Source organism: Winogradskyella bathintestinalis, assembly GCF_030407435.1.
Classification (GTDB): Bacteria; Bacteroidota; Bacteroidia; order Flavobacteriales; family Flavobacteriaceae; genus Winogradskyella; species Winogradskyella bathintestinalis.
The window spans coordinates 1-23,315 of the sequence record NZ_JASDDK010000007.1 but is presented as its reverse complement, the minus strand read 5'-3'; the positions used below and the strand labels follow the sequence as shown (position 1 = coordinate 23,315).

Here is a 23,315-nt window from a genome sequence, read left to right as displayed (position 1 = left end):
TAGTTATAAATTTTAATATTCATTGTATTCACCATCACCAAAGTTAAATGTAAGTGAAAATCGTAAAGTATTTTCTAATGGGCTCTGAATTTTAGAGGCAGAAAATAAATAAGACAAATCAACAGCGATAGTGGTGTATTTAAACCCTGCTCCTAGGGCAAAAAATTTACGTGCCCCCTTATCATCTGATTCATTGAAATAACCCGCTCTAAATGCAAAGTTATCTTGGTATGTATATTCTGCACCCAAGGCCCAAGTTATTTCTCTTAACTCTTCACTGAAACCACCTGGGGCATCACCAAAAGATTGAAAAACTCCATTTAAGAAACTAACATCTGGATCTTGTCCTTCAAGAATAACGTTGTCTGCTGAAGCGGCAAGTTGAGCATCATTTTGAAAATCACCATCATCAGGATTAAATAGACCATCTGGTCCTGATCCATCTGGGCCGCCAACATCTGTAAACACAACCCTATCGCCAATAATCGGCGGAGTTGGCACTAAATACTTTGAAATTTCGGCTGAGACGCCTAATTTACTGTATTGATCGAAAATAAAATCAAACCCAGCACCTATTCTTAAGTTAGTGGGTTGAAATACATCATTACCTTCATCATCATAGCTGAATTTTGGTCCTAAATTCTGAATGGCAAAACCGAGCCTCCAACGTCCATTGAAATCGTTATATGCCTCCTCTTCACTTTGGTAATATCCCGTGATATCCGCACCAAACGAACTCGCTGCATTGGCGTTTTGATCTACTTGCTCTATTCTTAATGCAGAACGCATATATCGCATTGCCACAGCCATTGCAAACTGATTACTTAATCGTAATGAATAAGCTGCATCAATGGCAAACTCATTCGGTTTTACCGCCACACCAGGATCATTAGCATCTTGAGTTAAAACAATTTCTCCTAATGAAAAGTACTTAAGACTTGCAGAAAATGCACTAAATTCATTTAATCGGTTAAAATAAGTTAAGTAACTTAAAGAAATATCATTTACTAACCTCGTTAAATATGGGGTATAACTTAAGGCGACACCTTGTTTTGCTTCAGAAAAAGCATATTTTGCAGGGTTATATTGTTGAGAAAACCCATCAACAGAAGTTGCCACACCCATATCACCCATGGCTGCAGATCTCGCATCTGGAGAAATAAGCATAAATGGTAAACCTGTTGTAATAACTCTACTATCTGAACTATTCGGAATATTCAGGGTTACTTCTTCTTGAGCAAAGGTTAAGCTGGTGGTTGCTAAAGCCATTACGGCTATAAAGTATTTTTTCATGTTCGGTTTTTGAGTATTAATACGTTTTAAGCTGCATTAATTCGATTGCAAATATATATTTTTATTTAAACTTTCACTTTTTGCTTAAAAACAAAAGTTTAAATCAATTTTATAATATCACAAGTTTCTGAATTTTTTCAACTTGTTTATTTAAACGGTTAGATTTCACTTTTAGTTTATAGACATACACTCCTTTTCCTATTTTATCACCAAAATCATCTCTCCCATCCCAAATAATACTTCTAGATAACGTGGATGTGCCTGTTAGACATAGTTCATCTGCACTCGTTTGTCCATTTATTGTTCTAACCAACTTTCCTGAAATTGTGAAAATCTGTACCGAGATATCTAAAGGCTCGGAACTATTGTGATTAAACCAAAACTCGGTATAACTGACAAAAGGGTTTGGATAATTAAGCACATTATTAACCACTAATTCTTCATCTTCATCGAAAACCATAAATTGAATTTCCGCTGTGGACGAATTATTATAAACATCCCAAGCTCTTAAAGTCAATGTATGCAAACCTGGTTCTAAATCTCTGAACGGATAGGTAACGGCGCCATTGGTATAATCGTCTATGTTAGCTTGATAATAGCTATTCAACACTACAGGATTGGTCTCATCACCATCTATAATAGCAATAATATCGTGGCCTATTCCACTAGCGGTGTTAATGCCATTATCGTCCTGAAGTTTTGCTAATAAGGAAGGTGACTCGTTGGTGATACCACCAGAAACGAAATTTTCATCATTCATGTATAAATTGATCACTGGACCAATATTATCTGTTGGAGCATTTTCGTTGATGCCTCCTATCTCCACATCGAAACTCGCCCCTGCTTGATCAGTAAGCGGATTATTTGTTTGCGCATAAAAACTGACCTTACCATTTCCGACAGGGATACCAATATCTCTAGGTACTACAAAATCGAACTCAAAAATACCATTAACGACACTTGCCTGTCCCTTAAACACAACTTCGCCTAACGTAGTAAAATCCATTATTATTAAGCCATCAGCATCAGTAGCCCCATCATTTCCTAACGTTTGCCGCTCTATGCGTTTGTCGAAAACCGTTGCCGTTAATTTACCGTTATAATTGGATAATAAATTTCCATTAGCATCTACAACCTCACCAGCTAATTTAGTATAAGCTAAAGCTTTAAGTGTATCTATTGGTTGTGTAATTGCTACATCATTTACTTTAGTTAATTTAATATCTGGCTTGGCAAATGCTAATTTCATGGCTGGATCACCGATAAAAAACACTAATCGTTTTTGACTAGAACCACTAATATTATTGTCTATTTTGGTTAAGCGTAAGGCCTCTGCAATGGATGTGTTTTCATTAGATCCGAAATTATATAAATAGTCGTCAAGCTCGTTATTAAAGTTCCTACCTACATTAAGAAATATTTGTCGTGTGGTGGTTATTAAGCCGATAGATCCTCCGTTTTTATTCCAAAAGGTAAACTCGCCAGCCGTATCTCGTTGTGGGTCATCAAATTTGGTGTATTCACAGGTTACAGTAACAAATAAATTATATTTGCAGATATTGTTAACTTCTTGGGAATCGAACTTATCGAAAATTCTTTCTTGAGCAATGCCATCTTCTCCACCATGGCCAAAATAGTTAACAACTAACGCCCCCACTTCAATCGCATCTTTTATGGCTTTATTGACTTTAGGATAACGATTACCAGCTGCAGAGGACTCCTGTTCAAAAGCATCTGAATGGATTTTAACTACATTTAAAAATGGTTTTTCGTCATCTATAGCCGTTCCTAAATTATCGGTTGTCCGCTGTAAGGCATCTTCACCAGCATCATCAACATCATCGGAAATAAGTACAATATTATTTCGCCAACTTCCGTACGCATCTGGTTGGTAATACGATTTTATTTTATCAACCATTTCGGTAGCGCGCTGAACATCTTCTGCTAATATTCTTCCAACAGCAATATCCATGCGATCGATATTTGTAGCCATGCCACCTTCATTATCATCTAACATGGCATAAAAATCATCGGACACAAAAGAATTTACTAAACTGAAACTAGATTTTGTGTACCAAGACGGTACTAAATTGGTGTTATTTCGTATTCTGTTTTTATAATCATATGAGCCATCACCAAATAGACACAAATATTTTAATCGTTTACTCGGACTACTCGCATTATCGTAAACATATTTTACAAAATTTCTTAATGCTGCAATGTCCTGACTTCCCGTGCTGAATTCATTATAAATTGTTTGTAACTCAACAACTTTCACGTTTAGATTATATTGATCTTTATTAATTTGTGCCAAACGTTCGGCTTGAGGCACAAATTGAGAAGGTGCCAAAATGATATAATCAATATCTTCAAACTGACCTTGTGCATTATTAAAAATGGTACCTTTTAAATCTTGATTGGCTACAGCAGATCTCGCCTCCTTTAAAGGCTGTAAAACGTTAGCATTAGAAAATGCTACATAGGTTCTTTCCTCTCCAGATTGCGCTTTAAAGTTCATTGCGCTTTCATTAGTAGCATTTATCGTACTCCTTATATTAAAGCGATCGGAAATATCCCAAATTTCTGATACGTTAGACGTATTAGTAATATTGTATTCCGCAATTCCTGGTGTAGTGATAACCTCTCTATTTTTAAAAACTAGTTGATCCCCTTCGTAAATTAAGTTTCGGGTTGCTTCTATATTAATATAATTTAAAAAGGCATTTGATGACGGATTTCCACTATTGTTATAATCTAATACTACGGAAACTTCATCTGACGAAATACTATGAGCCCCGGAATAAGTTCTATCTGTACCTAACACAGAACCAGGAGTGATTGTTCCTAAGTTTAAATTTGAAACGTTATTACCATTTATCCCAATCTGCATAGTTGTCGGAACTTCCGAAACAGAACCAATTACAATTTTAAAATCGACCGGCGCAGTAGCCACTAAGTTTGGGAATTCAAACTCATAGGTACGTTGATTTTCAACATCAAAATCATCACCAAACCATTTACGTCCTAATTTCGCAAGATTATATTCGTCTACTTCATAAAATTGGTAATCTTGAAAGGTGCTAACCTGAAAATCCGCTGCGCTGCTGATTGTAGGCATAGGCTGGATACGTTTGCCCAAACCCGAGCTTATATTAACGTAATAATACGTTTTATCAGTAAACAAATTTATGTTTGTTTCGCTCTCCTCATTGTACGTTTTAGGTCCTTCACCATATAAAAGGATATAATCATTATTATCAAAACTTCCATCTTCCTCACCAACAAATTTGATAGCGTTTTCTACAACATCAAAGGGATAATTTGCAGAATTCTCTAAAGGCAACATGCGTCCTCCGTTTCCAAAAACCTTAATATTTCTAGGGTCTACACCATTAGTATTAACTCCTAGACTCTCTAAAAAATTGCGCGTTAATTTAAATACACCAGATTCTTCTATATAAAAACGATACCATTGTCCTGTGCTTAAAACAGAACTCGAAATGTCGTTTACACCCATTGTAGAATTTCCCGAACGTCCAAAACCTGAGCTGTAATTAATCGTAAAAGATTTAATTTTTTTATAAGAGCCTCGGTCCTTAATAATAGGACTCAGTTCTAAATAATGAGCGCGTTTATCTCTAGCATTGGTATTGGTTAAGTTATAGGTGGGTGAGTTTGGGATTAATTCAACGTTTAAATCTTTTAATTCAGTCTTAGAAATAGTTTCATAAACCACATTAGTTAATTGAATAGAATTTTCATCAATAGAGCCACCATTACTTTCCCATTGAGCAAAGAAGGTTAGTCCTTTCGTTTCATTGTAACTAAAATGATCAGCATCAAAAGCGGGTACTTCAATTGTATTAAACGCGGTTTCTAACAATATGTTTCCATCCCATTTAATATTAAATTGCTTTTGTTGCGAAAAACAAAGCATAGATATAAAGAGCAGAATGATTAAATAGCAATTTTTCATGTATTCCTTTTCCTTGTTATTCTGTTGTAAATACTACAAAGCGCGATTATAATAAAAGTTAAATAAATTTTACAATAAAATAACGGCTATTAATGCATGATATTATGACCTCAAAATTTTTATTTCAAAAATACAACAATAATTCATTTCCACTGTCGTTATTAAAGAGCGAAATACACCGATAAATTGTCAAAAATCCGTTGTTATGTTCAAAAAAAAGGATGAAATACATCTTTTTTTGTATTTAGACGAAAAAAAAAGTTGTCAGTTTACCTTTAATTACTATATTGCAACTCTAAAATTAACAGAGCTTACTTAAACGTATGGATATGAAACATGTCTCAAACTTAAAATTTTTATTAGCAATAACGCTTTGTGCTTCAATTGTAAGCTGCAATCGTTCTTCTAATTCTGGCAATGTAGATAGTGCCACAGGCTGGAAAATCAATGATAAACAAGGAGGTTTTCAGTACAATACTCAGTTTAAAGAACAGGAAACCCCTCCTGGAACTGCTTTCATAGAAGGTGGTACTTTTACCATGGGTAAAGTTGGTGATGATCCAATGCACGATTGGAATAATACTCCAAATCAACAGCACATTCAGTCATTTTACATGGATGAGACTGAAGTTACTAATGTAAATTATTTATTTTATTTAGATTATTTAAAAAATGTATATCCACCTGACGATCCTAATTTTTCTTTAATATATAAGGGAGCTCTGCCAGACACTTTAGTATGGAGAAATCGTTTAGGCTACAACGAAATGATGACAGAAAACTATTTACGTCATCCGGGTTATGCAAATTATCCAGTAGTAGGTGTTAGTTGGATTCAAGCTGTAGAGTATGCTAATTGGAGAACTGACCGTGTTGCAGAAATGTCATTACAAGAAGCTGGTTATATTAAAAGAGATGCACAGTATACTGATGTAAGTGCAGAAAGCACATTTAGTACAGATACCTATATTAATGCACCATCTCAAACTTATGGTGGAAATTCTGAAGTTTTAGAAGGCGGACAACGTAGACAACAAACAGATGCCGATGGTAACCCAATTAATGTGTACGCTGATAGAGAATCTGGCTTAATACCTGTTAAGTATAGATTACCTACTGAAGCTGAATGGGAATATGCCGCTTTAGGTATGAGTGAATTACGCCAGTTTAATGTATATAGAGGCCGTAAAAAATATCCATGGGATGGACAATATACAAGATCTGGAAAACGTGTAAATCGTGGAGATCAAATGGCTAACTTTAAGCAAGGAAAAGGTGATTATGGAGGAATTGCTGGTTGGTCTGATGACGGAGCTGATATTACTGCAGAAGTAAAAACTTATGCTCCTAACGATTACGGATTGTATGATATGGCGGGTAATGTTTCTGAATGGGTTGCTGATGTATATAGACCTATCGTAGATGATGAGTTTAATGACTTTAACTATTATAGAGGAAATGTATATTCTAAAAACGCGATTAATGAAGACGGTACCGTAAAAATTGTAACCGCGGAAGAAATTGTTTATGACACTTTAAGTAACGGTAAAATTGTAGCGAGGGATTTACCTGGTGAAGTTGCAAGAATTCCTGTTGATGAAGAAGAAACCTATTTAAGAACAAACTTCAGCCAGAGTGACAACAGAAACTTTAGAGATGGAGATAAGCGTTCTTCTCGTTATTACAGAGAAAGTTTTGAAGAAACTGATGGAGAAGCAAAAAGTGCTACTGGAAAAATGTATAATTCACCAAAGCATACAGTTGAAGTAGATTCTTCTGGAGGTAGGTTAATTAGAGAATATGATCAATCTAATAGCAGAACGTCTTTAATTAATGACGAAGTAAGAGTTTACAAAGGCGGATCATGGAGAGATAGAGCATATTGGATAGATCCTGCACAACGTCGCTATTTCCCACAAGATATGGCAACAGATGATATCGGTTTTAGATGTGCCGTTTCTAGAGTTGGCTCTAAGAGTAATAAAGGTGGAAAAAGACGTAATTAATAAACGTTAAATAATATTTAGAAAAGTCCTGATAAATTTATCAGGACTTTTTTATTTTTAAGCCTATGAAAATCGAATACTTATATCACAAATTCAAAACCTGTTCTACTGTTTCTACAGACACCAGAAAACTGCAGCAAAACTGCATGTACTTCGCTCTTAAAGGCGATAATTTTGATGGTAATAAGTTTGTACAGAAAGCAATTGACGGTGGGGTAAAATATTGCGTTGTTGATGATAAAAATGCTTTATTGAACACTAAGTGTATTCTAGTAGACGATGTATTAAGCACTCTACAACAATTAGCCACCCTTCATAGAAAAGCGATTAATATTCGTATTATCTCATTAACCGGTAGTAATGGTAAAACAACCACCAAAGAACTTATTAATGCCGTATTGAACACTACCTACAAAGTAAAAGCTACTGTTGGCAACCTAAACAATCATATCGGCGTACCCTTAACGTTATTAAGTTTCACGGATGACTTGGATTTCGGCATTGTTGAAATGGGTGCGAATCATCAAAATGAAATTGAGTTTTTATGTAATATTGCTCAACCAGATTTTGGTTTAATCACCAATTTTGGAAAAGCACACCTAGAAGGTTTCGGCAGTATTAAAGGTGTTATAAAGGCCAAATCAGAATTATATGAGTATCTAAAACAGCACGAAAAAACAGCATTTATTTGTACTGATGATGAGACACAAGTCATTCAAATGGGCGATTATGAAAACCGCGTTACATTCGGGTCTCAATTAAATAATAATTGTGTGGTCACATATGACAGTGCTCATCCTTATGTATCATTAATTTACAATGAGGTTAAAATAGAAAGTCAACTGTTAGGCGATTACAATTACGGCAATATTGCAGTGGCTGTTGCAATCGGGAAACACTTCGATGTAAAAACTAACGACATAAAAAAGGCTATTGAAAATTACCACCCTACTAATAATAGGTCTGAAATTGTCGAAAAAGGTAGTACAAAAATTATTCTTGACGCCTATAATGCGAACCCAACAAGTATGTTGGCCGCTCTTAAGAATCTAAAACAACTAAGATCAGAAAAAAAGTTTCTATTTCTTGGTGATATGTTTGAGTTGGGAGCAGAAGCCGAAAAAGAACATCAGGGAATTATAGATTTTATAGAACGTAATTTTGAAGACAATATCTACGTCATTGGAACTAACTTCTATAAAACTACAACAAAAGCATCGACCTTGAAATTTTCAAATTTTGAAGATTTAAAACCAATTTTAAAAAACTTAGAACTTCACCACGCTACAGTTTTAATTAAAGGATCGCGTGGCATGGCTTTAGAACGAATTTTAGACTATATATAAATTTTATATAAATAGAGCATAATTTGAAACTAACTGGCTGCATAAATACAATACCCCAATCAAATAGATTACATCGAATGCATAAATACATTCAATTTAAAAAGTATAGTTGAACCCTAAAAGATAGTAGCCGTCATTATTATTAAAACTGAGCTCCATTCGCTCTCGTTGGTACGTTGATGTAAATAATAAATTACTACCAAGCCCTATTGCCGCACCAGCCAAGACATCGAGGATATCGTGTTTTTTTGAATCAATTCTACTTGCAGCTGTAAAGCCAGCAAGTGTGTATGCCGGAATACTATATTTCAATCCATAGCGTATATGAATATACCCAGCACTGTGAAACACAGTGGAGGTATGACCAGATGGAAAAGCATTATCATTACTATTATCTGGTCTTCGCTTGTTAATACCGTATTTTAAGCCATAAGTAACAGCTTCAGTGATTATAAGTCCTTTAGCAAACTGCCAAGCCCCTTTCTCGTCACCTATCACAAAAGATGTCCCTATTGAGGCTAAGGGCAGCACATACAAGATAACATCACCTATTTTTTGTGTAGCTCCTACTTGCGGCGATGTTTCACGCGTGTCTTGGGCTCGTAGCGGTATCGTACCTAAAATTATTATTAAGCATACATTTACTATCTTTTTCAAATAATTGATTAAAAGCATATTAATTATTTGTGCTGTTCTAAAAGTTCTTCATGTTACATTACATTTTACTCAATAATATGAGTATAATGCTATTATTTTCAGAAAAACCATTTCGTGTAAAATTCAAAAACAAGCCAGAATTGTTAAATAATACTTTATATTAATGAAAAGAATTCATATAATATCATACTTAATAGAATTTTTCAGATCATTGTTTCTTTTGATTAATTACATAGTAGTTTTGTAAAGAAATCTATACCTACGTAAGGTAGTTTCAATTAAAGAGTTTATCTTTTAATTCTATATTATAACGTTTTAAAATTATAATAAAGTAACTATGCAAAACGAAATACGATCACTAATACATCAATTTAGACAATTGTTATCACGATTATTCAAAAAATATGACGACAAATTACCCTATATCATTCTTTCTATTATTGCGATTCTTCTAGTCGTAGGTGGGATCAAAATATTTGTCGAGTTAACAGAGAATTTAAAGACGACAACTTTGGGTGAATTCGACACAAATACATCCACATATATTCACTCTTTTAGAAATGCTACACTAACCGATTATTTTATCTTTATAACTAATGTTGGCGATGTTTACGGCTATTTAGTGGTCTTTATACTTTGTAACCTATCCTTTATCTTAATATTTAAAAATTGGCAATATGTAATACAACTTAGTATTGTATTGGTTCTAGCCTTATCATCTAATGTTATTCTTAAGAAAATCATCAATAGATCTAGGCCAGAATTAGAACATTTGGTCACAGTGGAAACTTTAAGCTATCCGAGCGGACATGCGATGACGGCAATGGCATTTTATGGCTTTTTAATCTATTTATTTTACCGATTTAAAATCAACCCTATCTCAAAAACAATCATTATTATATTATTATCATTTCTAATATTAAGTATCGGTATAAGCCGTATTTATCTTGGCGTACATTTTCCTTCAGATATTTTAGGAGGTTTTATCGCAGGTTTTATATGGGTTATCCTCTGTGCTCTTATTTTTAATTTTATTCGTGTATTTAGACGAGATCCTAAGACTTAAATGTTTTAATTCATATAACATTGCCGTTATATATTCAATGTATTCTTTTTCATCTCAGCTATAAATGCTCATAAAGTATCACTATAAATAACGTGGTATCTATAAAAACGAAGACAGAATAGAACAACCTATTTTAAAAAATCAATTATTAATTATTATAATACCTAAAAAAACCTTTTGACAAAAATCAAAAGGTTTTATAAACAATTGTATGCTGTAAATATTAATTATTATAATTCACCATCCAACCAATACCGTATTTATCAGTACAACGACCAAAATAACCCCATTCACGTTCACGATAATTGTGGTGTACTTGACCGCCTTTCGATAAGGATTCGAATAGTTCTTTTCCTTTAGAATTATCTGTCACATCAACACTCATATGAATCTGATTTCCGCTATTAAGTGGTGTGTCTGGTGATGCATCGTAGGCCATAAAATGGATATTCTTTCCTTTTAATTCGGCATGCTGAAGATTATTCCTGTATGAAGAAGGAACATCTATTTTTTTATCTTCATAGGTCTGACGGTTTACTATTTCAGCGTCAAATATGTCGCTATAATAATTGAGAGCTTCCTGACAGTTTCCTTTAAACGATAGATATGCTTGTACTTTCATAATTTATATATTTTAATTCAACTAGTTTTGAACTTCAATTTAAATTAATCAATTATGACAGTTTAGCTGTTTTAATTCTTTTTATTGCTCATTTCCTTATTGACACTAGCCAACTTAAAATTTAAATTACCAAGAACCTGTTAGCTTGATTATACAATAATACTTTATTCACATTCCGTTATTACCGTAGACTTTTAATAAAACGTTTTTTATTAGATTAGGATTTCAGAGTATGTTGGTAAATAATACAGATTAATTAGACTTCTGGACAACAGACTTTCAACAAGTAATTATAATAAGCGATTATTTTTTTTCGTTAATAATAAATACCTATCAGGCCTTACTATAAGAGTTTTTATAAATTAAAAAAATCCGCACATATATGCGGATTTTTGTATGATGTGGGTCATACTGGATTCGAACCAGTGACTTCCACGTTGTCGACGTGACACTCTGAACCAACTGAGTTAATGACCCTATTTATTAATATCAAAAATACGGTTTCCCTAAATATTATGAAACTCTGTTCTAAAAGTTTTTATTGTTTTTATTTGGAAACAACTTTAATTCTGCAACTTCCATTTAAAGAAAGTGAATATCACCGAACGTAACCACTCTTGCAAAAAAAAGAAAGAACCAATCGCTAGAGCTATTCTTAAGATTTTTGCTTCAAAAAGTAAGATTCAAGTCTTTAGCTTGGTATACCTTTCTGAAGCAAAAATCCCGATTTACAAAAGTAAATCGGGATTCTTTTTGTTGTGGGCGCGAAGGGATTCGAACCCCTGACCCCTTGGGTGTAAACCAAGTGCTCTGAACCAACTGAGCTACGCGCCCTCTAAATCGGAATGCAAATATACTCTAGTTTTTAATATCTCAAAACATTTTTCGAAAAAAAAATTAAATTATTTCTGCAACTACAAAAGTGCTTCCGCCAACATAAACTAAATCCTGTTTATTAGCGTTTGATTTTGCGCAAGTTAGAGCTTCATTAACACTAAAATAAGACTCCCCTAGTAATTCATGATTTCTAAATAAATCTTTTAATATTTCAGCATTTAATCCACGTTGTATATTAGGTTTACAAAAATAATAAATAGCTTCTTTGGGCATTAACGGAATAATTGTATCTAAATCCTTATCATTAACAACCCCAAAAACGATATGAAGTTGCTTATAATCTTCATTTTGAATTTGTTTAAACACATATAATAATCCTTCTTTATTATGAGCCGTATCACATATAATTTTAGGCTCATTATTTAAAACCTGCCAACGTCCTCGCAGCCCCGTATTTTTAACGACATTTAATAGGCCTGCTTTTGTATGCTTAGCTGTAATGTTAAATCCTTTTAATTTTAACACATTTACTGATTGCAGTACCGTTTTAATATTGTGAATTTGGTAAGACCCTGTTAGATCACTTTCGAAAATCGTCTTAATCTGCTGATCAGCGAAGTAAATATCAGACTGGGTTTCTTTTGCTTTATTTTGAAATACCTCTTCTGTGTCTAAATGGGTTTCACCAATCACAATCGGAACATTAGCTTTTATAATTCCTGCTTTCTCTCCTGCTATCATTTTAAGCGTATTCCCTAACATTTGAGTATGATCTAATCCAATATTGGTGATAATAGATAGTTCTGGTGTTATGATGTTTGTAGAATCTAATCGTCCGCCCAATCCAACTTCAATTACAGCAATATCAACTTGTTGTTTGGAAAAATAATCGAAAGCCATGCCAACAGTCATTTCGAAAAACGATAATTGATGTGCTTCAAAAAACGATTTATTTTTTTTAATGAAACCTATAACTGCTTGTTTTGTTATAACTTTTCCATTGATTCGAATGCGCTCTCGAAAATCTTTTAAATGTGGAGAGGTATATAGTCCTACTTTATAACCTGATTCTTGAAATATTGATGCCAACATGTGACTCGTAGAACCTTTACCATTTGTACCTGCAACGTGTACAGATTTAAATGTATTCTCAGGATGATTGAGATGTTTCGCTAAATTAATAGTATTTGTTAAATCCTTTTTAAAAGCTGAGTTACCTTTATTTTGATACATTGGAAGCTGCTGAAACATCCAATTAACGGTATCTAGATAATTCATGAGTTACTGACCTACATCAAAGTTAATACTCACAAAGCCAACTTGTGTTGTTGGTGCGTCTGGATCTGAAGGCCACTTATGAGACATGGCTATCTTCCGTGCTGGCTCTAATAAACATGGGTGCTTATTGGTAGTACCTTTAATACCAGGTTCCGCACTTATAACTTTCCCTTGACGATTAACTTTAATCTGAACAACCACTAAACCATATTCGTTGCAATCTTGCTCATAAATTTGGCGTGATGGCTTACCACGACCCCCTAATCCATAACCAACACCACCCTTTCCAGGACCGGAACCACCAAAATAACTTGGAGCATACGGATCACCATCTAGTTGCCCTTTATTCCCCCCTTGACTATCTGGTCCTTCTCCTCCATCGGTATTTCCTTCAGCATTTTTTACGCCACCAATAAGCGCATCTAGCTTTCTTTTTTTCTCAGCATCTTCTGCACGTTTCTTTTCTTCAGCCTCACGCTTTTCACGCTCTACTTTTTCTGCTGCTGCTTTTGCCTCTGCTTTAGCTTTAGCTTCTGCGGCTTTCACTTTTGCCTCTGCTTCTTTTTGTTTTTTTATGGCAATATCTTCCGCATTATCTTGTGTTAATACTTCTTCTGCCTTCGTTGAAGCTTCAGCTGGTGTGACTTGAGATTCTTCTGGCTGCACTTCTTCTACAGCACTTTCTTCTACAATTTTATCTTCAACCGCTTTACGTGGTTCACTCAACGGTTTGTTACCACTACCTAAATCCGTAGTTCCAAAATTAACAGCAACACCATATTCTTCTGGTGGATCCATATATTGAGGACCAACAACAAACAATAACAACAGCAGAATCAAAGAAATGAGGACTGTGATTCTTGCTGAATTGCGTTCGTGTTTGGTGTGTAGGTATTTCACTTTATTGTTACTATTTTTAAACCTCTCAGTTTTTTAAATCTTTGCGGTTATTAAATCATTCTTAAATCAATACCGCTAATTCGGCTGTACCGCTAATATCACTTTAAATTTATTCCGATTGGCTATATCCATTACTTTCACGACATTCTCTACAGGAACAGATTTTTCCGCCCGTAAAACAATAGTTGGTGATTCTTGGTTTGAAAGTATTGATAACAATTGCGTTTCTAAAACACTTTCACCAACACGTTTCTGATCGATATAATAGGTTAAATCTTTTTTGATACTTACTGCTGTCGATTTTTTATTTTCTGTTTTACCACTTGCTTTTGGCAAAATAATATCAATCGCATTTGTACTGACCAATGTTGATGCTATCATAAAAAAGATTAATAACAAGAACACAATATCCGTCATGGACGCGAAATTAAATTCTGGTGTTACTTTATTTCTTCCTCTTATGTTCATAAATTTAGATTGGTTCGTTTAGGTGATCTAAAAACTCAATAGAATTAGCTTCCATTTGGTAAACGACTTTGTTTGATCGTCCTACAACATGGTTATAAGCCACGTAAGCCACAATACCAACAATAAGTCCGCCTACGGTTGTAGTCATTGCGGTATATAACCCACTGGCAAGAACATCCATTTGAATGGTGCCCCCAGCATTTGCCAGTTCAAAAATTGAAATAATCATCCCAACCACAGTTCCTAAGAAACCAATCATTGGTGCAACTCCAGAGATTGTTGCTAAAACGCTTACGTTTTTTTCAAGATTATATATTTCTAGTCGTCCAGCGTTTTCAATGGCGGTATTAATATCTTCCAAAGGTTTTCCTATCCTTGTAATACCTTTGGCGATTAATCTAGATACAGGCGAATTTTGCTGAGCACATAACATTTGGGCCGAATCTATCTTTCCGTTACTGACATGGTCCTTTATTTGATTCATAAAATTAGAATCGACCTTTGATGCTGCTTTAATTGCAAAAATGCGTTCAAAATAAATATAAATAGCTACAACTAATAAAAGGAATAAAATCAGAATAATAACAATTCCTGATGTGCCTCCACTTGTAATCAATTCAATTATAGACAAGGTTTTTTCAACGGATTCTCCATCCGTTAAAACTTCTGCTTCATCTTGAATAGTACTTAATGATATCATACTAATTTATTTAAATAAAATGTTTGAATTTTAATTCTTGTTGTTATAACGTTGTGTTTTTGGCTTAAGTATATTAAAAAATAGATCTTGTTACCATAAAGGCGGCTGCACCAGCAATAAAGCCGATAAAAGCCAACCAAGATATTTTCTTTAAATACCAAAAGAAATCTATTTTTTCCATTCCCATAGCAACTACACCAGCTGCTGAACCGATAATTAGCATACTTCCTCCTGTACCGGCAGAATACGCAATGAAATGCCATAGCTCATTATCCATTGGTTCCGAAAACATCCCTAAACTGGCAGCCACTAACGGCACATTGTCTATAACTGCAGACCCCACACCTAAAAGTAATACGACTAAATCTGACACACCTTCATGATGAAACTCAGTACCTAACATTGGCATTGATTCTTGCAAGGATCCTGCAAAGTTGAACAATATACCTAATGATTCTAATGCGGCCACAGCCATTAATATCCCTAAGAAGAATAAAATACTTGGCAATTCAATTTTAGATAAGGAATGATGTACGGGACTATGGCTTGCATTTTGCGTGTGCTCTTCCGATACCACTTCAGAAATGGCAAATTTTGAATTACTATAAATTTCTGCAAAAATTGCCACAACCCCTAATGAGAGCATCATACCTACATAAGGAGGTAAGTGCGTAATGACTTTAAAAATTGGCACAAAAATTATAGCTCCAAGTCCTAAGAATAACATAGTAGAACTATACTTGTTTTTTGGTTTATCTGTAGCTTCCTGTAGTTCTAAATCGCCTTTAAAAGGTTTAAGAAGTGAAGCGATGAAAGTGGGAACTACCATACATAATAAAGATGGAATAAATAAATACACAAACAGTTTACCTGTAGATACCTTATCACCAATCCATAACATTGTCGTAGTAACATCTCCTATAGGAGACCACGCTCCGCCTGCGTTGGCAGCAATAATAATTAAACCTGCATACCAAATTCTTACATCTCGTTCCTTTACTATTTTCTGAAGTATTGAAATTAACACAATCGTAGCTGTTAGGTTATCAATAATTGCTGAAAGGATAAAAGCTAAGATAGAGAACATCCATAGCAATTTTCTTCTACTATTAAAATTTACGGCGTTTTTAATAGTGGAAAACCCGTCAAAATAATCTATAATTTCAACGATGGTCATTGCTCCTAGCAAGAACACTAAAATTTCTGCGGTTTTGCCTAAATGATGAAGTAAGGTCTCTTCCATAAGATGCATCTTTTCTTCATGACCTAATAAACCAAAATTTTCCATTAAATTATGATTTGCCGAATCAAACCATTGCGAAAATCCATCAACACCCAACGAAATTAAAGCCCAGCTAATTGCCATCATCACTAAAGCTGGAATTAATTTATCGATTTTAATATTATGCTCTAAGGTTATAGCCAAATAGCCAATAACGAATACAAGAATTATTACAGTTTCCATATCTTAAGGGATTTATATTAATTGTCTCAATGCAATTTCAAAAGCTGTTTCGCTAATGCCTATTGTGGTTGGGTTATTTTTATGTACTTCTTTTAGCGCTTTTCGTATAACTTTGGAAGTGTCTTTAAAAATGGCTTCATCAGTCATTTGTACTCTGCGTTCCATAAAATAGGCAAATACACGAGCCATACCACAGTTTGAAATAAAATCTGGTATTAAACTAATCTTTTGGTCCGTATATTCCATAATAGGGCCGAAAAATATTTCTTTATCTGCAAAAGGCACATTTGCACCACAGGTAATAACTTCTAAACCTGTAGAAATCATTTGATCTATTTGGTCTTTAGTTACCAATCGAGAAGCTGCACAAGGTGCGAATACTTCCGCCTTTAAAGACCAGATTTTTTCATTGATTTCTTTAAATGGGATTAAATTTTCTGCAATTAAAGTATTTCCATTTTTATCAAGATATAAATCCGTAATTTCTTTAAATGAAAATCCTTCTTCATTAATTAAGCCGCCCATTTTGTCAATTATACCTACTACTTTAGCACCCATCTGGGCAAAATAGAAAGCCGCAGCGGCACCAACATTACCAAAACCTTGAACAATGACACGTTTTCCTTTTATAGTGTATCCATTTATATCGTAAAAATGTTTTGCTGCAATGGCAACACCATAACCAGTGATCATATCTGCCACCGTATATTTTTTATTAACGTCTGGAGAGTAATCAGAATTTTCTATAACCTTAATAACTCCTTGCCTTAACTGACCAATTCTATTAATTTTGTCAGCTATTGTAGGTTTAAAATGACCTTCAAAAACACCTTCTTGCGGATGCCATACACCACTTTCTTCTGTGATGGGGATAACCTCGTGAATTTCATCAACATTTAAATCGCCACCCGTACCATAATAACTTTTTAACAGTGGAGAAACGGCCGCATACCATCGCTCTAAAACACCTTTTTTACGTGGATCTTGAGGATCGAAGTTAATTCCAGATTTTGCGCCTCCGATTGCAGGACCTGAAACCGTAAATTTTACTTCCATCGTCTTAGCTAGAGATAACACTTCATTTCTATCTAATCCTTTTCGCATTCGTGTTCCTCCTCCTGCTGCTCCGCCTCGCAATGAGTTTATTACAGTCCAACCCTCTGCATCTGTTTCAGAGTCGTTCCAATGAAATACGATTTCTGGAGCTTTGTTTTCGTATTTCTGAAGTAGATCTTTTATCAATTTTTGTTGTTTATTTAGTTGTAACAAATATAAAAAACTCTATAAGCTAAAAAGTGAAATAGTTATTAATTTTGCATTTCAGGATACATAATTTTTCCTGACGAATGGTTTCTTGTAGCTCCTGTTACACTTTTTAAACAATTCACTTCACCTCTATCTTTAAGAATACCCAGCAACCCAAAAATTAAGGCCTCTTTATATTCTACGATTTCATTATCAGGAATACTTATTATAGCATTCGAAAGCGTCCGAATTCTTTGCATTAAAAATTTATTATATACGCCACCTCCCGTAACCAAAACTCTAGAATTTGTATGACTTAATATTTTTGAAATTTGAATAGCAATATGCTCAACATAAGTTCTTAATATATCTTTAATTTCAATTTGACGAGCATCTATTATAGCAAAACAATTAAATTGAACCCATTCTAAACCCAACGATTTTGGTGGCTGTTCTTTATAGAAATCGAGTTCGTTGAGTTGAACCAATAAATCGTATTGTACGTTTCCGGTTGAAGCTAAATGACCATTATCGTCGTATGCTAAACCTAAATTGGAAACATAATAATTTAGAACAATATTAACTGGACATATATCAAAAGCGATTCTCTCGTTATTACGTTCGTAAGATATATTAGCGAAACCCCCGAGATTAAGGCAATAATCATAATCCTTAAATAGCAATTGATCACCAATTGGTACCAAAGGGGCACCTTGTCCACCAAGTTTAACATCTTGTACTCTAAAATCACATACAATCTTTCGGTTTAGTTTTTCTGCTAAAAGTTGTTGATTTCCTATTTGATAAGTGAGTGTATTTTCAGGTTGATGTAAAGCAGTATGTCCATGCGAAGCAATAAAATCTATGGCTTCAAGATGGTTTCTATTTATAAAATCTAAAATAGTCTGCGCTAAATATTCAGTATATGCATTATCAATTGTTTGCAGATTATTTATTGAAGTTTTCACCAACTTACTTAAAATTGAGTGCCATGTCTTAGGATACGCTATGGTTTCAGCATATTCAATTTCAAATTCCCAAAACTTATTATAGGTGTAGGTAGCATAGATTATATCGATACCGTCTAAAGAAGTTCCAGACATTACCCCTATAACCTTATAATCTGATTTTGTCATATTAGTAAAAATAATATTACTTATTGAAAATACTGCAATAAAAAATTATCTTTGCATGAAATTTTAAAGAAATCAATAATTACGATAGTTTATGGACTTTAATTTAACAGAAGAACATTTAATGATTCGCGACGCTGCGCGAGATTTTGCACAAACTGAATTACTTCCAGGAGTTATAGAGCGAGATAATGCTCAAACATTTCCTGATGAGTTAGTCCGTAAGATGGGTGAATTGGGGTTTTTAGGAATTATGGTAGATCCCAAGTATGGAGGAAGTGGTATGGATGCCATTTCTTATGTGCTGATTATGGAAGAACTATCTAAAATTGATGCTTCTGCTTCTGTAATGGTTTCTGTAAATAATTCTCTGGTATGTTATGGCCTTGAAGCCTATGGCAATGAGGCACAGAAAGAAAAATATTTAACCAAATTAGCTACAGGCGAGTGTATCGGAGCATTTTGTTTAAGTGAACCAGAAGCAGGTAGTGATGCAACTTCGCAAAGAACCACAGCGATTGATAAAGGTGACCATTATGTTTTAAATGGTACTAAAAACTGGATTACAAATGGTGGGCGCGCAGAAATCTATTTAGTTATTGCTCAAACTGACAAACATAAAGGATCTCACGGTATAAATGCATTTATCATTGAAAAAGGAATGCCTGGTTTTGATATTGGTCCTAAAGAAGATAAATTAGGAATTAGAGGAAGTGATACTCATACTTTACAGTTTAATGATGTTAAGGTACCAAAAGAAAATCGGATTGGTGATGATGGATTTGGATTTAGATTTGCTATGAAAACGCTTTCTGGAGGTCGAATAGGTATTGCAGCACAAGCTTTAGGTATTGCTGCCGGAGCATATGAATTGGCTTTAAAATATTCTAAGGAACGTAAAGCTTTCGGAACCGAAATTTGTAATCATCAAGCCATTGCATTTAAATTGGCTGATATGCACACAGAAATTGAAGCAGCTAGAATGTTAGTAATGAAAGCTGCTTGGGACAAAGACCAAGGAAATAATTACGACATGTCTAGTGCTATGGCTAAACTTTATGCGAGTAAAGTGGCCATGGAACATACGGTTGAAGCCGTGCAGATTCATGGTGGAAATGGGTTTGTGAAAGAATACCATGTAGAGCGATTAATGCGTGATGCAAAAATTACCCAGATTTACGAAGGAACGTCAGAAATACAAAAAATTGTTATTTCTCGTGGTTTGATAAAGGAATAATATCATATAAAATACCAAATTTTAGAGCCCATCATTGTTTTATGATGGGTTTTTTTATGAACCATAAAGATAAGCTTAAATACAAATTTTTTTGGCACTCAATCAAGCGTGCAGGATTTTTTAAAATTTTAACATTTCTTCTAATCCTCTAGAATCTATAATTTAATTTTCGGCCTCCATGTACAATAAGATAGATTATAATATTCTTTTTGACTGAAACTCGATTTTTAATATTTAAAACCAATAGTCCAATCGTTAATTTACGACAAGTTCTTTTTTATTTAGTAGAATTAAATATGAATAATGATCTATCCTAAAAACAGTGTTGCTACATAGCTTATGGTAGTATGGTGCTTTGGATATGTCTTAATCACTTCGATTTTATTGATAATAATAAACGAATGGTTATTTAGTAAAATACGTAATCGTAGAGTAATATTAATTTAGACATTTTCGAGGACTTGCAATACCAATCTTAGTTCACCATAAGAATATTTATCGTCTAACTGATGTTTTAAATCTGACAGATTATCAAAAGTTTTAGTCGGAATAAGTTCCTTCAATTCTGTATAATGCTTTTTAGATATTAAACTAGTAATTTCTATTTCACCTGAAGCTATAAAAGTTGCTAAATGTCCAAAAATAGTATTTACATTTAACTCACGTTCCATGGCAATTTGCTCTATGGATTTTCCAGTTTTATACAGGTCTAAGGAAATCTTCTTGGTATCACTTTTGCGCTTATTAGGTTCTTGAACTTCAATGGTTATGGGTTCATCTGAAACTTCAATATCATTTTCATCGCAATAATTTATAATGACATTTAAAATTTCTTTACCGTATTTTGTAATTCGTGTTTTTCCCATGCCATGAATGGCTTTAAGTTCTTGTCGCGTTGTGGGTAAGGTTTCACACATAGCATATAAAGATTTTTGAGTAAAAACCTGAAAATGCACGAGATCTTCTCTATTGGCAATTTGATTTCTAAGTTCTCTTAATAATTCAAAAAGGGCAACATTAGTAGTGCCATCTACAACAGCTTTTCGTTGTTTTTTAGGTTTTTCTTTTCCTAGAAATACCGATTTAGCTTTTAATTCTAAAAACTGATGCATGTTAAAACCTGTTTGTAGACCTTCAAAATATAGCAACTTGGCTGTCAATAATTCTTCTAGAGTCTCTAACTGTTTATTGATATCTTTTTCGACAGTTTTATTATCGGTTGTGAAACCTAAAGACTTTAGTGACGTTTCAATTGATGATTTTGTTTGCTCTTGAAAATAGCTGATGGCTTTAACAAAACGTTCTTGTAGTGCCGAATTCGATTCTGGTATTTCAGAGGTACTATCGATTGATTTCAATTGACTTTTAAATGTATTACTAACTTTTAATAAGTGAGTTACACTATCTTTTATAGCTAATAGAGAGGAATCAATAGAACCTTCTATACTAGCTCTGTTTTTGTAATAAATATCCAAAATTCTATCTATAGGATATAAAAATTTATAGAAATTAAAGATGTCTGAAATTAAATCGAGTTGAAATATCTTTTGCGAATGTAGCAGAATGTCATCAGTAGGTTGGTTGGCTTCTGCATCCCTGTTAAACGAAATCACATTACCGTCACTTATAATTTGATTTGGTGTGATTTTACTTTTTAAAACCAAACCTTCAAGCGACTTACAGCGACTTAGTGCTACATAAGTTTGACCATGAGCAAATGCTCCTTGCGCATCTATAATGGCTTTTTCAAAAGTTAAACCTTGACTTTTATGTATGGTAATAGACCATGCCAACCGTAATGGCATTTGGGTGTAACTGCCAATTTTATCCTCTGAAATTGCTTTGGTCTCAGAATCTACTGTGTATTTTATATTTTCCCAAATTTCAGGCTTAGTTACAATATTAAAGTCATCATCTGGACAGTTAATAATAACTTCATCTTTATCCAATAAAACAACTTTACCTATTTTTCCATTAAAGTAACGCTTTTCTTCAGAACTATCGTTTTTAATAAACATCACTTGTGCCCCCTCCTTTAATGTTAATTCTTCTTTATTCGGATACGAATGCTCAGGAAAATTGCCTTGTATTTTTGCTTTATAGGTACGTGATTTAGTATCTAGTTTTTCTAATTCTACCAGATTAGTTTGTCGTGCCTTATTATTATGTGTTGTTAAAGAAATATAACCTTCATCTTCCTTCGGTTCAAAATTAGGCAAGTATCGTTTATTTAATTCTTGTGCAGAATGTTGACTTAGTTGATTGTTTCTAATTTCATTTAAAATATTAATAAAAACAGGATTATCTTGTCTATAAATTTGTTTTAATTCTATAACTAAAGCATTGCTATTATTATATGCGTGACTACTAAAAAAGAAGGCATTTTTGTAATAAGAACTTAATAATCTCCATTCATGTTCTTTTATTACTGGAGATAATTGTTGAAGATCTCCTATCATTAGTAATTGCACGCCACCAAATACCAAATTTCTATTTTTAAAACGTCTTAATGTTTTATCAATACCATCTAATAAATCAGCCCTAACCATACTAATTTCATCTATAACTAATAGGTCTAAGGATTTAATTATATTAATTTTTGTTTTACTGAACTTTCTATTAAATCCAGTCGAAGATTTTAAATCTGAATCAGGCAGAATAGGTCCAAAAGGTAATTGAAAAAAAGAATGAATAGTTACACCCTTTGCATTAATAGCAGCTACACCAGTTGGAGCAACAATTACCATTCGTTTTTGCGATTGCATTTTTAATTTATGCAAGAAAGTAGTTTTCCCAGTACCCGCTTTACCTGTTAAGAAAATGTTTCTATTGGTATTATTTACAAAATTCCAAGCTAAATTTAATTCTTTGTTTTCTTTCATACTTGGTATAGGATCTAAAGTTTGAAGATAGTAAAAAGTTCTTTTAGTAGATAAACAAAAAAACCCTTACTATAAACATAGTAAGGGTTTCTAAAAAAGGCGGCGACCTACTCTTCCACAGTAAAGCAGTACCATCGGCGCAAACGGGCTTAACTACTCTGTTCGGAATGGTAAGAGGTGAGCCCCGTCGCTATAACCACCTTA

The 23,315-nt window shown here is 33.7% G+C and carries 16 protein-coding genes, 2 tRNA genes and 1 rRNA gene; 4 read left to right on the top strand and 15 right to left on the bottom strand.

Translation table 11 applies throughout. From position 1 onward, the window contains the following. Positions 1-12: 12 nt before the first annotated feature. Both porV and porU read right to left on the bottom strand, forming a co-directional pair. Entirely contained in the window at positions 13-1,293 is a 1,281-nt protein-coding gene (gene porV, locus QMA06_RS14465) for a type IX secretion system outer membrane channel protein PorV (RefSeq protein WP_290207607.1), read from the bottom strand. A 109-nt stretch (positions 1,294-1,402) separates the two neighbouring features. After that, on the bottom strand, positions 1,403-5,269 hold the full coding sequence (porU, locus tag QMA06_RS14460; RefSeq protein ID WP_290207606.1) for a type IX secretion system sortase PorU: 3,867 nt from the start codon (positions 5,267-5,269) through the stop codon (positions 1,403-1,405). 323 nt (positions 5,270-5,592) lie between these two features. On the opposite strand from porU, the gene gldJ reads away from it, so the two are divergent. Together gldJ and QMA06_RS14450 are read left to right on the top strand one after the other, a co-directional pair. Then, complete coding sequence (gldJ, locus tag QMA06_RS14455; protein WP_290207605.1) at positions 5,593-7,275, top strand: gliding motility lipoprotein GldJ; 1,683 nt, start codon at positions 5,593-5,595, stop codon at positions 7,273-7,275. Positions 7,276-7,340: 65 nt separating this feature from the next. Then, entirely contained in the window at positions 7,341-8,621 is a 1,281-nt protein-coding gene (locus QMA06_RS14450; protein WP_290207604.1) for a UDP-N-acetylmuramoyl-tripeptide--D-alanyl-D-alanine ligase, read from the top strand. A 96-nt stretch (positions 8,622-8,717) separates the two neighbouring features. Here the strand turns inward: QMA06_RS14450 and QMA06_RS14445 are convergent, their stop codons facing one another. Then, complete coding sequence (locus QMA06_RS14445; protein ID WP_290207603.1) at positions 8,718-9,278, bottom strand: phosphatase PAP2 family protein; 561 nt, start codon at positions 9,276-9,278, stop codon at positions 8,718-8,720. A gap of 337 nt (positions 9,279-9,615) precedes the next feature. Here QMA06_RS14445 and QMA06_RS14440 point away from each other — a divergent pair, with 337 nt between their 5' ends. Next, complete coding sequence (locus QMA06_RS14440) at positions 9,616-10,344, top strand: phosphatase PAP2 family protein (protein WP_290207602.1); 729 nt, start codon at positions 9,616-9,618, stop codon at positions 10,342-10,344. Between the two features lie 223 nt (positions 10,345-10,567). Here the strand turns inward: QMA06_RS14440 and QMA06_RS14435 are convergent, their stop codons facing one another. The 10 genes from QMA06_RS14435 to QMA06_RS14390 all read right to left on the bottom strand — a co-directional run bounded on the left by QMA06_RS14435 (position 10,568) and on the right by QMA06_RS14390 (position 18,995). Continuing rightward, a complete protein-coding gene (locus QMA06_RS14435; protein WP_290207601.1) occupies positions 10,568-10,966 on the bottom strand; it encodes a VOC family protein in 399 nt (132 codons plus the stop codon). Between the two features lie 402 nt (positions 10,967-11,368). Continuing rightward, positions 11,369-11,443: transfer RNA gene (locus QMA06_RS14430), tRNA-Val, on the bottom strand. A 282-nt stretch (positions 11,444-11,725) separates the two neighbouring features. Further along, positions 11,726-11,800, bottom strand: a tRNA-Val gene (locus QMA06_RS14425). Positions 11,801-11,863: 63 nt separating this feature from the next. Further along, on the bottom strand, positions 11,864-13,081 hold the full coding sequence (locus QMA06_RS14420) for a bifunctional folylpolyglutamate synthase/dihydrofolate synthase (RefSeq protein WP_290207600.1): 1,218 nt from the start codon (positions 13,079-13,081) through the stop codon (positions 11,864-11,866). A 3-nt stretch (positions 13,082-13,084) separates the two neighbouring features. Then, positions 13,085-13,981: an energy transducer TonB gene (locus QMA06_RS14415; protein WP_290207599.1), complete on the bottom strand. Its 897-nt coding sequence runs from the start codon at positions 13,979-13,981 to the stop codon at positions 13,085-13,087. Between the two features lie 75 nt (positions 13,982-14,056). Beyond that, complete coding sequence (locus QMA06_RS14410) at positions 14,057-14,449, bottom strand: ExbD/TolR family protein (protein ID WP_178989878.1); 393 nt, start codon at positions 14,447-14,449, stop codon at positions 14,057-14,059. Positions 14,450-14,453: 4 nt separating this feature from the next. Further along, positions 14,454-15,149 (bottom strand): MotA/TolQ/ExbB proton channel family protein, encoded by a 696-nt coding sequence (locus QMA06_RS14405; RefSeq protein WP_290207598.1) that lies wholly within the window; start codon positions 15,147-15,149, stop codon positions 14,454-14,456. A 73-nt stretch (positions 15,150-15,222) separates the two neighbouring features. After that, positions 15,223-16,614: a sodium:proton antiporter NhaD gene (gene nhaD / locus QMA06_RS14400; protein WP_290207597.1), complete on the bottom strand. Its 1,392-nt coding sequence runs from the start codon at positions 16,612-16,614 to the stop codon at positions 15,223-15,225. Positions 16,615-16,626: 12 nt separating this feature from the next. Next, on the bottom strand, positions 16,627-17,853 hold the full coding sequence (locus tag QMA06_RS14395; RefSeq protein WP_290207672.1) for a Glu/Leu/Phe/Val dehydrogenase dimerization domain-containing protein: 1,227 nt from the start codon (positions 17,851-17,853) through the stop codon (positions 16,627-16,629). 68 nt (positions 17,854-17,921) lie between these two features. Continuing rightward, positions 17,922-18,995: an anhydro-N-acetylmuramic acid kinase gene (locus QMA06_RS14390; protein ID WP_290207596.1), complete on the bottom strand. Its 1,074-nt coding sequence runs from the start codon at positions 18,993-18,995 to the stop codon at positions 17,922-17,924. 91 nt (positions 18,996-19,086) lie between these two features. Here QMA06_RS14390 and QMA06_RS14385 point away from each other — a divergent pair, with 91 nt between their 5' ends. Then, the gene (locus tag QMA06_RS14385; protein ID WP_290207595.1) at positions 19,087-20,229 is read left to right on the top strand and encodes an acyl-CoA dehydrogenase; all 1,143 of its coding nucleotides are present in this window, start codon (positions 19,087-19,089) and stop codon (positions 20,227-20,229) included. Between the two features lie 443 nt (positions 20,230-20,672). Here the strand turns inward: QMA06_RS14385 and QMA06_RS14380 are convergent, their stop codons facing one another. Together QMA06_RS14380 and rrf are read right to left on the bottom strand one after the other, a co-directional pair. Continuing rightward, on the bottom strand, positions 20,673-23,111 hold the full coding sequence (locus tag QMA06_RS14380; RefSeq protein WP_290207594.1) for a helix-turn-helix domain-containing protein: 2,439 nt from the start codon (positions 23,109-23,111) through the stop codon (positions 20,673-20,675). A gap of 94 nt (positions 23,112-23,205) precedes the next feature. After that, a 5S ribosomal RNA gene (rrf, locus tag QMA06_RS14375) occupies positions 23,206-23,315 on the bottom strand.